Genomic DNA, 13,406 nt, shown 5'->3' on the forward strand with positions numbered 1-13,406 from the left:
TGGTTGTATTCTCTGCAATAGAATTAGCACGAGATTAGGCAAAAGCTCATTCTGCTGTAGTTCATACATTAGATTTCACTAATATAGCTTCAAAACCTCTTCTTAGCAGAATTCTAGTGCACAAAGTGCAGTAGAGGCTAATTTTCGGAAGATTTTGGAGTAATCTACTGTATAAAGTACAATGTGTGTCATACCCACATATCTACCAAGGATGTTTCTGTGGTAAGGGGTCCGCATTGACAAGTGGAATTCAGATTCATATACTGGTGAAAACAACATCAATAAACTAGAAACAACATTTTGACTAGAGATACCCAACATACATTTGAGTTTACTAACTAGTACCTTATCGTATTTTAAAATAGTGGAGCAGACGCAATACCCCTTCAAATTACATCTTTTTTCCAAGAGGGCCTTGTTCTTCAGGGGCGTTTGGCTTAGCGTACCGGACTGAGGTGCTCTTATTTGGGAAGAAAGTCGCCAATTGGGCGAGTAACGGACTCCACAGGCCTTATCCTTTGCACTTCAACTCCGAAATGTCTCATAGAGAGACTATAAGGTCCACTGGGTCCGTTAAGCCGCAAAAAGTGGCGTTTTCGCGGGGATAAGATCTCTCCGGTCCGTTAGATTTTGGGTTTTATTCTGATGCTCTACTAGTTCGTGCAGCAGAATGTATGCTGTTTTTCGCATACATTGGTCCTGGTTACTTTCGCGCAAGCAGAATGTATGTTGTTTTTCGCATACATCGGGCCTGGTTACTTTCGCGTAAGCAGAATGTATGCTGTTTTTCGCATACATCGGGCCTGATTACCTTCGCGTAAGCAGAATGTATACTGTTTTTAGCATACATACGGCCTGGTTACTTTCGTGCAGCAGCCGTCACCGGATTTCTCCCGCGAAAAATGGCTGAATCAAGGGAATCTGGGACAACAGCGGCTGGAGGGGCAACTATTCTCTGGTGTCACGGCCAATCCCATCATAGAAAAAATAAAAGTACAATCTATATAAAATCCACAACGATTGGAGGGAGCTTGGATGTCGCTGACCTATGAAGAACGCAAGCACACGATTCTGTCCCAGCTGGACCTTGAGGGCAAGGTGCAGGTGCATTTTCTCGCGGAGCGGTTCGGGGTGACGACGGAGACGATCCGGCGCGATCTCGACCGGCTGGAGAAGGAAGGGCGGCTGCGCAAGGTGTACGGGGGAGCGGTGCGAATCCGCTCGGAGAATCATGAGCCTACGTTCATGAAGCGCGCCCAGATGCATCTGCCGGGCAAGCAGGCTATCGGCAAGCTGGCAGCCTCGCTCATTCAAGACGGTGAGACGGTGATTCTCGACAACGGGACAACGACCCTTGAGATTATGCGCGCGCTTAAGGACCGTACACAGGTGACGGTGATTACGAACTCTGTTCCCGTGCTGAATTGTGCGCTGGAGCAGTTTGCGGGGAAGGTTATTTTTGCCGGGGGTGAGGTGAATGCAGGGTATCAGGCGGCAGTAGGAGGCACCGCCCATGATCTGCTGGGTCAGTTCAAGGTGAATAAGGCGTTCATCTCTGCCGGAGGGATCTCGCTCTCGGAGGGAATCACCGACTACCACCTGGAGGAAGCCCTCATCTCCCGCAAAATGATGGAACGGGCCGAGGAATCCATTCTGGTCGCAGACCATTCCAAATTCGGCATCACTACCTTTGCCCAGATCGCTCCGCTTGAGCATATCTCCATGGTGCTGACCGACAGCGGCTGCTCTGCGGAATGGAAGGATACCTTTGCCCGGCTGGATATTGAGCTGCTGATCGGGGCGTAACGCAGAGTTGTTCAATATAAATAGCGCCAATCCGTACACTTGTAAAGTGAGGGATTGGCGCTATTTGTTATGTCCATTGGTTACTAGGGTCAGCCGATCCAGATCCGCTGCGTGCTATGGTCGCTGGAGTTGGCACCAAGCATAATATCGAAGTCTCCAGGCTCGAACACAAGCTGATCGTCCTGGCCGTAGAACATGAGCATGTCTCTGGTAATCTCGAAGGACACCGTCTGCTTCTCATGCGGGGCAAGGGTAATCTGCTTGAAGCCCTTCAGCTCTTTGCCGGGACGGACCACACTTGCGGTAACATCGCGGATATAGAGCTGAACGGTCTCCTTGCCGGTAACCTCCGAGGTGTTCTCCACCTGGATGGAGGCAAGCACCTTGCCGTCTGCCGCAGCTTCTACCGTAAAGCCGCTGTAGGCAAACGTAGAATAGCTCAGGCCGTAGCCGAAGCAGAACAGCGGATCATTCGGAATATCCAGATAACGGGTTACATAACGCACATTCGGATACTGGGGATCATAAGGGCGTCCCGTCTGATATGCGTTATAGTACACCGGAATCTGTCCCACGGAGTAAGGGAAGCTCATGGAGAGGCGTCCAGACGGATTATAATCTCCGAACAGCACATCTGCAATGGAATTTCCCGACTCGGTGCCGAGGAACCAGGCCTGTACCAGCGCGTCACTTGATTCAAGCACTGGTGCAAGCTCCAGCGGGCGGCCGCTGAACACAATGGTGACCACCGGCTTGCCGGTTGCCTTGAGGCGGTGGATCAGCTTCTCCTGATTGGCGGACAGCCGCAGGCTGGCCTTGCTGCCGCCTTCTCCGGTATCCTGCTGATTCTCGCCGACTGCGGCCAGAATGACATCGCAGTCCTTCAACTGCTCGTAAGCCGCTTCGGAAGCATCCTCTACATCGAATACACCCTCCAGCATGCTTCCCAGCTCGCCGGTCATGGCTGTGAGCAGGTCCGCTGCCGGGATTTTGCCGGTGATGCCCGTGTAGAGGGAGACCGCCGGGTCTTTCTCGGTACCGGCCCAGCCTCCAAGAACATTGATCGAGGTAGCGAAGGGACCGGCGAGGCCGATCTTCATGCCGCGCTTCAGCGGCAGGACTCCGCCTTCGTTCTTCAGCAGAACGATCGAGCGGGCGCCCATCTCGCGTGCCGCCTGAAGGTGCTCAGGACTTGGCTTATCGGCTTCGTCAGCTACAGGGTCGGCATCCTTGAACGGATTGTCGAACAGGCCGAGGGCATCCTTAAGCTCCAGTACCCGCGTAACCGCTTCGTCGATGAGGCGGAGGTCGAGCAGACCTTCCTGGACCAGCGAGGCAGCATGGTTCAGATAGTGGGTGGACATCATCTCGATATCAAGTCCCGCTACCAGGCTCTTCAGGGCAGCTTCACGTCCGTCTTGCGCTGCGCCGTGGGGCACCAGCTCGTTCACGGAGTTGAAGTCGGCGATGGTTACGCCGTCGAAGCCCCATTCCTCGCGGAGAATACCGCGCAGGAGCTTGCTGTTGCCGCTGGATGGAATGCGGTCAATGGTATTGAACGCAGCCATCACCATAGCGACACCGGCATCTACTGCCGCCTTGTAGGCTGGCAGATAGAACTCGCGGAGTACGCCGGTGGACATGTCCACCGTGTTATATTCACGGCCGCCTTCAGGCGCGCCGTAGCCGGCGAAATGCTTCACGCAGGCAGCGATCCGCCCCGGCTCCTTCAGATCCTTGCCCTGGTAGCCCCGGACCATGCTCTCAGTCACCCGGGCGTTCAGGTAAGGGTCCTCACCGGAGGTCTCCATGACCCGGCCCCAGCGCGGATCGCGTACGAGGTCGGTCATCGGAGAGAAGGTGAGGTGAATGCCGGCGGCAGCGCTCTCCCGCGCAGCTACTTCAGCGAACTGCTCACAGGCATCAAGATCGAAAGAACAGCCCATGGCGAGCGGAATCGGCAGAATGGTCCGGTAGCCGTGAATGACATCGGCCATGAAGATCAGCGGGATCTTCAAACGGCTGGATTCCAGATGCCGGGTCTGCAGCTCAATGACATTCCGTGCGCCGATACCGTTCAGAACGCTTCCGATGCTTTTGATCACCTGCGGCTCGATATTAAGCTCTTTGAATGGACCCGTCAAATCCACGGTATCATCCAGACCCCAATAGTATGGACCAAGCTGGGTAAGCTGGGCTAACTTCTCGTCTAGTGTCATATCGTTCACGAGATCCTGGATAAACGGTTTAGTCATGGCTAACTCCTTCGTAAGCGTACTGAAAGTTATTGTGTTACATAGATATGCAGCTCATCGCCGGGCAGGCTCAGCAGGTGATTTTTGGCAATGCTTACCGCGCCCGGGCGGTATGGATTCGGTAGTACCTGACCGGTTACAGCAACGCCTGCTGCCTGCACTTCCGGGGTGCGGGCCTCACCTGCGCTAATGTGATAGACGAAGGTCATCTTCTTGCCGAAGCACTCATAAGTGAAGCGCAGGCCGTCAAGGCTGGCCGGAAGGACCGGATCGATAATCAGCTCTTCTTCACTGAAGCGGATACCCAGAACGGCTGAGATCAGCTGATTAAGATAGATCCCGGGACCGCTGGAGTACAGCCGCCAGCCGCCCTTCACTTCTACGCTGCCGTCACGCAGCTGGTCGAAGTTCTCCTGATAGCTGTAGCGGTCAGGGAAGTCGCCGTCCGAGCTGCTGAAGTACATGTTACTCTGGCGCAGCTGGGCATTAGGCACACTCTGCCGGATGTTGATCGGGTTGATCTGGAACAGGCCATCCCAGGCACGCTTCGCTTCGCCCAGCTTGGCGGAAGCTTCAATATAGCGGATATGGGCATGTACATATTGCAGGCTGATCTCACGGCCGACGCTGGCTGCTTGCTCCGCACGGCGGAAGATGGTGCTTACGCCGCCTTCATAGCGGGCAGGACGGTCCATCAGGCGCACGCCATCCGGGCAGTTCAGGTGCTCGTCGATCAGGCGCAGGTTCTCTGCCGCCTGCTCCGGAGTAACCAGCTCCGCAATAATACTGCGGGTCATAGGTAGTAACCGGTAATGAATGCCGGTCTCTGTATCCAGCGGATGAAGCATATAATCAATGCTGCCGTCCTCCTGGAAGTAAGCGAAGCCGGCGATCACGCCGTCTTTGATCAGGAGGGTGCGGAACGATTCCTTCATCTCTTCAGCCATAGCTGCCAGGCTGGCGGAGAATTCAGGATCGGCAGAAGTCACCTGGGACAGATTGCGGATTACCTGGAAGGCGAGCGCGACCGTCCATGCGCTGACCAGCTTGGTCTTGAGCGCTTCATTGGCAGGCTGCAGGGTGTCATCCCAGTCGCCGCCGGCATAGTTGATCAGAGCTGTGCCCGGTACGAAGCGTTCACGGATGGTCTCTACAGCAGCCTTCACATGTTCGAGGACTGTCTCGGTCTGCTGGCTTGGCTGAGCGTTTGCCAGATGGTGATAACCGATTTTCTCGTCAAGAATCGCGTAGTCTCCGGTAGCCGTGATGTAATCGCTGATGCATTTCAGCGGCCAGAGCACGACGTCGCCATGCCATTCATGGGCCTGAACCGGATGCTGGTCGAACATGAACCATTGCGGCCATTCCTTGCTCTCCCACAGCTGATGCGAGTAGATCTTCAGCAGAACATTGCGGGCCAGCTCATAGTGCTGGGTCATCAGGAAGTATTCCATTGGCCCCTGGCAGACATCGCGTGTACCCCAGGCAGCTCCGCCCGGCTGTTCAAGGCCATGCGGCATGATGAAGTGGGTCATCGCATTATGGGTGTACCACCATGCGGTCTCATTCAGAATGTCAATCCGCGCCTGCTCTGCGCCATCCAGCTCAAGCTGGAAGCCGGAGGTGAACGAAGCGTAGAATTCGTTATACTGTGCCTGCTCCTTCTCCAGTGTGTAAGGGACCGTCAGCGGAAGAGCCTCTGCTGCTGTAAGTCTGCCCTGAATCACAAGCTGGAAGCCGGAGGACTGCGTTACCGACAAGGTGAGCAGAGTGCCGTTGCGCGGTTGTCTGTCGGCAAAGAACATCCGGTCATCGCTGTAGGTATATGCGGTTCCCGGCAGCTGGATATCGAAATGCAGGCCCGGATAAGGAAGCTTCTGAAGTAATGCTTCATCAGGAAGAAGCTGCAGGATGTTGTCCTTCTCTTCCACCCGTAACGGATGCTGGAATTCATGCTCGCCCATGACCAGCTGGTTCGTGATCAGATAATCATAGGATCTGCCCAGCTTAGACTGTACCTGAAGGGCAATATCCGGCTGGCCTGCTGCGGCGATCGAAGTAACGGTGAGCACATCGTCTTCAACCTGATAATGCCATTTCGCAAAATTCACGCCCATCTCGTAAGCCGCAGGCAGTGTAAGAATCCGGTAAACCCCGTCCATGCGGACATAGATCCGCTGACCGCTATTGCGTTGAATGTTCAGCAGGCCGCGCGGCGTGGAGAGACCTTTATGGAAAGAGGTATTCCCCACCACGGTCTGACCGTTGAAAAGACCGTACATATAGTTAGTGGAGGAGATCAGGTTGTTGTCTACCTGCTTGTCGCCCAGCAGCGAGGTGATAATATGCCCATGCGGACGTTCCACCAGCAGCTCCTTAGGCTGCAGAACCACATGGACATGCCCGTCTGTGAAGAAAGAGAGCAGCTGGCCGTTCTCCATCTCCTCAAGCTTCCGGTTAGGGAAGGCGGCATCAATCTCGGCCTGTGACCACTGTGGGGAGACATAAGGCTTGCCGATATCGTCACTAAGCACAGGAACATCCCGGCTTGGCACGGCTTCCTTGCCGTTCCAGTCGATCTCTGCATAAGCTGCCTGCAGCTCAGCCTGGAATTCAAGCTCTGTAACAGCAGACGGATGATTCGGACGGAACAGGCCGTAGAAGGCGAACTCAGCCGGAGCCGACAGGACCATAGTCTCGGTCTGGAGTGCGGTATAAGCCAGCTCGTATTGATAATTACGGTTCTGAAGATTGCCGTTCAGCGCCTCCGGCACATAGCTTCCTTTATAGGAAATGCCGAAGAACTGCATACCATCCGTGGAGTAGCCTACAGCCCGTGAGCCGACTACACCCTGCTGGAGATACGGGAAGTTAGTTCCCTGCGGCTGGTTCTGGCGCGAGCATACGGCGTAGCCCTGCGGGCCTTCCCAGATGCTGTGATCCAGATATTGGCTCATGTACAGCTCATTGGCGAGAATGCCGCCTTTGTCTGCAATGCCCACATCCTGGCCATACACTACATCTACAGTCTCACCGTTGCCGGAGAGCTGAAGCTGCCAGAACCAGATGCCGTCCTTGGCCGGTGCGAAGGTAACGCGGTAGCTGATTGCTTCTAAAGAACCTTCAAAAATCAGTTTGTCATCTGTACGGGACAGCGTGGAGCCCGACTTAATACCCAGCAGCGGATAGCTCTGGATTCCTTGCTCCGTATATACGCGCAGATAGATATTATTGGAAGAGCCGTCTGCCGGATTACCCTGGAACAGATTAATAAGAGTGGAGCCCTGCGTGAATTCAAAAATATCTCCTGTAGGCAGGAATGTATACGACAGGTCATCCCGGGTTAAGGTAATCATGTTCATTTGTTGTTTGAATATCATATCGAGCCTCGCTTTCCAGTGCTTAAGTTAGGACATGAAATCGATCAGAACGGGGGAATTCATCATCAGATGTCACAAAAAAGGGCTGACATGTCCATGTAAAGAATAAATAGAAACGTTTCCATAGGCGATACATTTCGAGTTTAGACTTTTGACTGAAAAAAGTCAATTATCTATAAAAAAAACGCCTTTTCATCTATTATGAACAGCAAAATGTAATTTTATTACTTGTTATTTAAAAATAAAAAATGTTTGACAGCGTATACAAGGAAGGAGTATGCTCTGAGCAAGGGGAAACACAAAGAAATAATGGAAACGTTTCTATATGGTCGAAAAGGGTTAATTAGTTGCAGTAGAATGCTTAATTAGTTGCAGTGGAATGCAATGTTTAATTTGGAGGTGGGTTCATTGGCAAGATTTGTACAATCGGGCGGAAATGTTGTCCGGGAATTAGTGAAGAACAAAGTGCTGTATCTCATGCTGCTGCCTGTCATTGTGTATTTTGCTGTGTTTCATTATGCGGTAATGCCTGGCGCGTACGTTGCATTCGTAGATTACAAGCTCAACAAAGGGATCTTTGGCAGTGACTTTATCGGACTCAAGAATTTTGAGTTCCTGATTCAGAACGGAGACCTCTGGAATATCACCAAGAATACTTTGCTCTACAATCTGGTGTTCCTTGCACTGGGTAACATCATCCAGATTGTATTTGCCATCATGCTGTCGGAGATTGCGGGCAAGTGGTTCAAGAAGATCTCCCAGTCGGTTATTCTGCTTCCGAATTTCATCTCGATGGTCATAGTCGGCGTGTTCGCGTATAACCTGTTCAATTTCAACTCCGGGTTTATCAATACGATGCTTACCAGTACGGGCTTAGACAAGATTGAGTTCTACTCCGACGCTGGAATCTGGAAATACATCATTGTAGCGTTCAAGATCTGGGCAAGTACCGGTTACGGTATGATTGTCTATCTGGCAGCCGTTACGGGAATTAACCATGATCTCTATGAAGCAGCTTATATGGACGGCGCCACTACCTGGCAGCGTATCCGTTATATGACCCTGCCGATTCTGAAGCCAACCTTCATTCTGCTCCTCCTGTTCGGTATGGGCGGAATTCTCAAAGGCTCATTCGACCTCTTCTACAATTTGATTGGAACAAACTCCGTGCTGTATCCGCAGACGGATATTATAGATACTTATGTCTTCAGGTCGCTCGTGGGACAATTTAACTTCTCCATGGGTGCTGCTGTTGGCTTCTACCAATCCTTATTCGGTCTGGTTCTGGTGCTTGTCGTTAACTTTATTGTGCGCAAGGTTGAACCGGATAGCGCGTTGTTCTAAGACAAGATAAGAAACAGGGGTGTTAATATGGCAAGTAATACTATTAAACAGGATTCAGGCAGCATTTTTATTAAGGTGATCAGCTACATTTGCATCTCCGTATTTGCCCTGTTCTGTGTGTTTCCTTTTGCGCTGATGATTTCCTCCTCCTTCATGAATGAGCAGGAGATTATCCGCGAGGGGTACAAGCTGATACCGAATGAGATCTCTTTCAAGGCCTATGAATTGTTGCTCAGTAACTCCTCCAAGCTGGTGGATGCTTATCAGGTAACGATCTTTATCACAGTCGTCGGTACGGTGCTCGGGCTGTTCATGATGTCCATGGCCGGATTTGTCCTGAACCGCAAGGATTTCAAATACCGTAACTTCTTCTCCTTCCTGATCTATTTCACCACCTTGTTCAGCGGAGGATTGATTCCGACTTACATTCTGATGGTTAAGCATCTGCACCTCAAGGACAATCTGTTCGCCATGATCCTGCCGGCGGTGGTAGGGGCGTGGTCGATCTTCCTGATGCGTAACTTCATGAAGGCGATCCCGGATTCCCTGTATGAATCAGCGACGATTGACGGCGCAGGCGATTTCCGCATCTACTGGCGGATTTTCATGCCGCTGGCGGTTCCGTCACTGGCAACGATCGGACTGTTCTCGGCACTAGGCTTCTGGAATGAGTGGTACAACGGAATGCTGTACATGGACACTCAGAGCAAGTTCCCGCTCCAGTACTTCCTGCAGCGCATGATCAACCAGGCGAATATGGGCAGTCTCATCAACTCGGGGGCGGTCATTAATACAGCCGATCTGCCGACCCAATCGATCAAAATGGCTACAGCCGTGCTGGCCACAGGCCCGATCATTCTCCTGTATCCATTCATTCAGCGTTACTTCGTAACCGGTCTTACCATCGGTGCTGTCAAGGGTTAATGGACGCCTGCTTCAAATGAAGGGTGTTTGTTATAGATGCAAAAACCATAATATAGAAAAGAAAAGGGAGGCTTACCGAATGAAAGGTAAAAAGATTGCTTCTTCTCTAGCCGCTGTCCTCATGCTTACTGGAGTGCTATCCGCTTGTTCGTCAAGCAATAATGCAAATGGTGGAAATACAGGCTCGTCGAACACTCCATCCACTTCCACTAATTCCGGAGGCGTAGACACTTCTAAGGAAGCGAAGCTGACGTACTACCTGTGGGGCAGTGAGGGAGTTACCAATAAAGACATTCTGGCTGAGATTAACAAGAAGCTTAAGGCCGATCTGAATACTACGCTTGAAATCAAATATATTGACTGGGGTGACGTAGCGACCAAGTATCCGCTGCTGTTCGCTTCCGGCGAATCGTTCGATCTGTCGCATGCTTCTCCGGGTGCTCCTGTGTCCTACTACACCCTGGCTACTGAAGGCGCGCTGACTGACATTACCGACATGCTGGACAAGGTAGCGCCTAAGCTGAAAGCGGAGATTCCAGAATCCTCCTGGCAGAACACCAAGGTGGATGGCAAAATCTACGGCGTACCGAGTCTGTTCAGCGAATATACGCCTGCCGGTTATGCTTATCGTACCGATCTGCTGAAGAAATACGGTATGACTGAAATTAAGACAATCGATGATATGGTTAAATACATGGATAATGTGGTTGCCAATGAATCCTTCCCGCCAATTAACGGTAAGGCTGAGGATGCACAGAACATGTACAGAATGCTCGTAGATACTACAGGCATGTGGCTGAACGCACCTGGTATCTCGCTTAATGAATTGAACCTGGTCACTAAGAGTCCAGAGGATTACAAGACTGTATTCCATCCGGCCTTCACTCAGGAATTCGAGGATTGGGCTGTGAAAATGCGTGAGTGGGGCGACAAGGGCTACTGGGGCAAAGACGTTCTGTCCGCTTCCCTCGGCAGCAAAGACAACTTCAGAGCCGCGAACTCTGCGGGTTATCTGACTCATGCCCAGGACTGGATCGGCCAGTATGGCGGAGATATCAAGGCGCTGCCTGACGCTCCTACAGCCTTCTATACTTTTGCTGAAGCCAATAAGAAAATCAAACGTAAGATGGGTGTAGACAACTCAACCGTTATTAGCGCCAATTCCAATAATCCAGAGCGTTCTCTGATGGTTATTGAGAAATTCATGACAGATGAAAGCTACTACAACCTGATGCAGTACGGTATTGAAGGCAAACACTATATCATTGAAGACGGCGTGAAGAAACAGCCTCCAGGCTTCAATGAGAAAACAGACGGCGGCGGCTTCTCGGCTTGGTCGCTCAGAAACGACAAGTTTGTGATTCCTAGTGATACTGAGAACCCGGTCCGTAAAGACCTGTTCACGGCATGGGATAAAGAAGCGATCGATGATCCGTACAACGGCTTCAGCTTCGACCCGGCTAATGTAACTACTGAAATTGCCTCGATCTCGAACGTGAATGCACAGCTTGGTATTCAGCTCATGCTGGGTAAAACAAATAAAGATCCAAAAACGGCTGTAGCAGAATACCGCGATCAGCTGAAAAAAGCAGGAGTTGACAAGGTCATTGCCGAAGTAGAGAAACAATTGGCAGATTTTACACCTGTTAACTAAAAGAATGTATAGGTTACAGGGGAGCTATATCTTATAGCTCCCTTACCTATAAATGGGGGAGTAGAGTGGACGTAAACATTAAGGATATCGCCAGGATATCCGGTGTCGGCATTTCAACAGTGTCCAGAGTGATCAATAACAAGGGTCTGGTGAGCGATGCCACCCGGGAGAAGGTACTGAGTGTCGTCAAGGAATATAACTATATTCCCAATTCCAATGCCCGAAATCTAAAGACAACCCAATCCAAGAATATTGCACTCATGGTAAAAGGGATTACTAACCCGTTCTTCTCCATTATGATTAAGGAGATTGAACGTCAGGTCAATCTGCGCGGCTATCCGTTTCTCATCCATCAGGTAGAGGACGGCACCGATGAGATCAATGCTGCCATTCAGCTGGTGAAGGAGAAGAATCTTAGCGGTATCATTTTCATGGGCGGTACCTATAACCACTCCGAAGAGAAATTCAAGCAGTTAACGGTTCCATTCGTACTCACGACCATCACCACCTCACAGGAAGTGGACCCGTCTATCTTCTCAAGCGTAACGATCGATGAATCCAAGGAAGCCTATAAGGCAACCTCATATTTACTTTCGCTTGGACACCGGAACATCGGCTTTCTCGCCAAATCCCCTTTACTGGAAGACACCACAGGCAGCCGCCGCCTTCTTGGCTACAAGATGGCGCTGGAAGAACATAACATAACTTATAATCCGGGATTCGTAGAGGATTGTGAATACAGTCCAAGCTCGGGCTTCAACGCTGCACGCAGATTGCTGAACCGCGACAGAACCGTAACTGCTATCTTTGCAGCCTCTGATACGATTGCAATCGGTGCGGCCAAAGCTGTGCTTACGGCAGGCTTATCTATCCCCGATGATATTTCGATCATCGGCTTCGACGGTATTGAGATGGCCGAATACTATCATCCTGCACTGGATACGATCAGCCAGCCGGGCACTGAAATGGCGTTGTCCAGTGTGGGCGTGCTGTTCGACCTGATTACCAAACATTCCTCCCATCAGCATATTGTCTATGATGCGGTATTGCTCAAGCGTGGCTCTTGCAAGATGATTAAGGGCCGGTAACAGCAGGGCGCTTACTATAAAACTAACTGGAGTTGATATTAAGGATGCAAGAATCTTTGAGAATAGGCACTTTGGTCCGTGGCGGCGAAGCCGTCCAGGTCATTCCGCAGATTGTGGAGCATGGCTTCGAATCCTTTCAACTGAATTTCTGGCAGACGACAGGCGGAATCGACCTGGTGGAGACCGCAGCCCGGGTCCGGGAGCTGGCGGCGGAGCATCACTTCGTCATCTCTGCTGTCGGCATCTACGGCAATCCGCTCGGCGGCGGACCGGAGGCTGAGACGGAGGCCACCTTGGCGGGCTGGGAGCAGCTGATCGAGCACGCTCACTTATTCGGGACGGACATTATTGGCGGCTTCACCGGACGGCTGCCCGGCTCGTCGATTGACGAATCGCTTCCGAGATTCGCCGAGGTGTTCGGGGAATTGTCGAAGCGGGCGGCAGATAAGGGTCTGCGGATTGCTTTTGAGAACTGTGCGATGGGCGGGAGCTGGCAGAAGGGTGACTGGAATATCGCCCATAACCCTACAGCTTGGGAGAAAATGTTCAACGCCGTTACGGCAGACAATCTCGGGCTGGAATGGGAGCCTGCCCATCAGCTCACCGCGCTGATTGATCCGATCCCGCAGCTGCGCAAATGGGTGGATAAAATCTTCCATGTCCATGGCAAGGATGCGACGATTGCCTGGGACATAGTCAAGGAGTACGGAATTCATGGTCCGAAGCCTTATGTGTGGGACCGGACGCCGGGCTTCGGGGATACGAACTGGACGGATATTATCACCATTCTCCGGCAGGGCGGCTATCAGGGCACCATTGATATTGAAGGCTGGCATGATCCGGTCTACCGGGACGAGCTGGAGATGACCGGCCAGGTCCATGCGTTGAATGTTCTTAAGCATTGCCGGGGCGGCAGTATGATACCAAATCCGGTTGTATGAGTATACAAGAAAGA

General features: G+C 51.7%; 8 protein-coding genes. 6 read left to right on the forward strand and 2 right to left on the reverse strand.

Annotation, left to right across the window (positions count from 1 at the left end):
- Positions 1-1,035: 1,035 nt before the first annotated feature.
- A complete protein-coding gene (locus tag MKY64_RS01610) occupies positions 1,036-1,806 on the forward strand; it encodes a DeoR/GlpR family DNA-binding transcription regulator (protein WP_340950599.1) in 771 nt (256 codons plus the stop codon).
- 89 nt (positions 1,807-1,895) lie between these two features.
- Here MKY64_RS01610 and bglX read toward each other — a convergent pair whose 3' ends face one another.
- Together bglX and MKY64_RS01620 are read right to left on the reverse strand one after the other, a co-directional pair.
- Positions 1,896-4,061, reverse strand: a complete 2,166-nt coding sequence (bglX, locus tag MKY64_RS01615) for a beta-glucosidase BglX (RefSeq protein WP_340950601.1) — start codon at positions 4,059-4,061, stop codon at positions 1,896-1,898.
- 29 nt (positions 4,062-4,090) lie between these two features.
- A complete protein-coding gene (locus tag MKY64_RS01620; protein ID WP_340950602.1) occupies positions 4,091-7,441 on the reverse strand; it encodes a GH36-type glycosyl hydrolase domain-containing protein in 3,351 nt (1,116 codons plus the stop codon).
- Positions 7,442-7,849: 408 nt separating this feature from the next.
- On the opposite strand from MKY64_RS01620, the gene MKY64_RS01625 reads away from it, so the two are divergent.
- The 5 genes from MKY64_RS01625 (at position 7,850) to MKY64_RS01645 (ending at position 13,392) form a co-directional block, all read left to right on the forward strand.
- A complete protein-coding gene (locus MKY64_RS01625; protein ID WP_340950604.1) occupies positions 7,850-8,785 on the forward strand; it encodes an ABC transporter permease in 936 nt (311 codons plus the stop codon).
- Positions 8,786-8,812: 27 nt separating this feature from the next.
- Positions 8,813-9,709: a carbohydrate ABC transporter permease gene (locus tag MKY64_RS01630; RefSeq protein ID WP_036725974.1), complete on the forward strand. Its 897-nt coding sequence runs from the start codon at positions 8,813-8,815 to the stop codon at positions 9,707-9,709.
- A 79-nt stretch (positions 9,710-9,788) separates the two neighbouring features.
- Positions 9,789-11,363, forward strand: coding sequence for a DUF3502 domain-containing protein (locus MKY64_RS01635; RefSeq protein WP_340950605.1), 1,575 nt, complete (start codon positions 9,789-9,791; stop codon positions 11,361-11,363).
- Between the two features lie 65 nt (positions 11,364-11,428).
- Positions 11,429-12,451 (forward strand): LacI family DNA-binding transcriptional regulator, encoded by a 1,023-nt coding sequence (locus MKY64_RS01640; RefSeq protein ID WP_340950607.1) that lies wholly within the window; start codon positions 11,429-11,431, stop codon positions 12,449-12,451.
- Positions 12,452-12,495: 44 nt separating this feature from the next.
- Positions 12,496-13,392 (forward strand): sugar phosphate isomerase/epimerase family protein, encoded by an 897-nt coding sequence (locus tag MKY64_RS01645; protein ID WP_340950608.1) that lies wholly within the window; start codon positions 12,496-12,498, stop codon positions 13,390-13,392.
- Positions 13,393-13,406 lie beyond the last annotated feature (14 nt).

It is taken from the genome of Paenibacillus sp. FSL R7-0210 (genome assembly GCF_038009085.1).
In the GTDB taxonomy this organism is placed as follows: Bacteria; Bacillota; Bacilli; order Paenibacillales; family Paenibacillaceae; genus Paenibacillus_AQ; species Paenibacillus_AQ silagei.

Excerpts from the sequence above, each read along its gene's own strand:
- MKY64_RS01645 (WP_340950608.1), top strand. The coding sequence starts at position 12,496 with ATGCAAGAATCTTTGAGAATAGGCACTTTGGTCCGTGGCGGCGAAGCC.
- MKY64_RS01635 (WP_340950605.1), top strand. The coding sequence starts at position 9,789 with ATGAAAGGTAAAAAGATTGCTTCTTCTCTAGCCGCTGTCCTCATGCTT.
- MKY64_RS01610 (WP_340950599.1), top strand. The coding sequence starts at position 1,036 with ATGTCGCTGACCTATGAAGAACGCAAGCACACGATTCTGTCCCAGCTG.
- bglX (WP_340950601.1), bottom strand. The coding sequence starts at position 4,061 with ATGACTAAACCGTTTATCCAGGATCTCGTGAACGATATGACACTAGAC.
- MKY64_RS01630 (WP_036725974.1), top strand. The coding sequence starts at position 8,813 with ATGGCAAGTAATACTATTAAACAGGATTCAGGCAGCATTTTTATTAAG.
- MKY64_RS01620 (WP_340950602.1), bottom strand. The coding sequence starts at position 7,441 with ATGATATTCAAACAACAAATGAACATGATTACCTTAACCCGGGATGAC.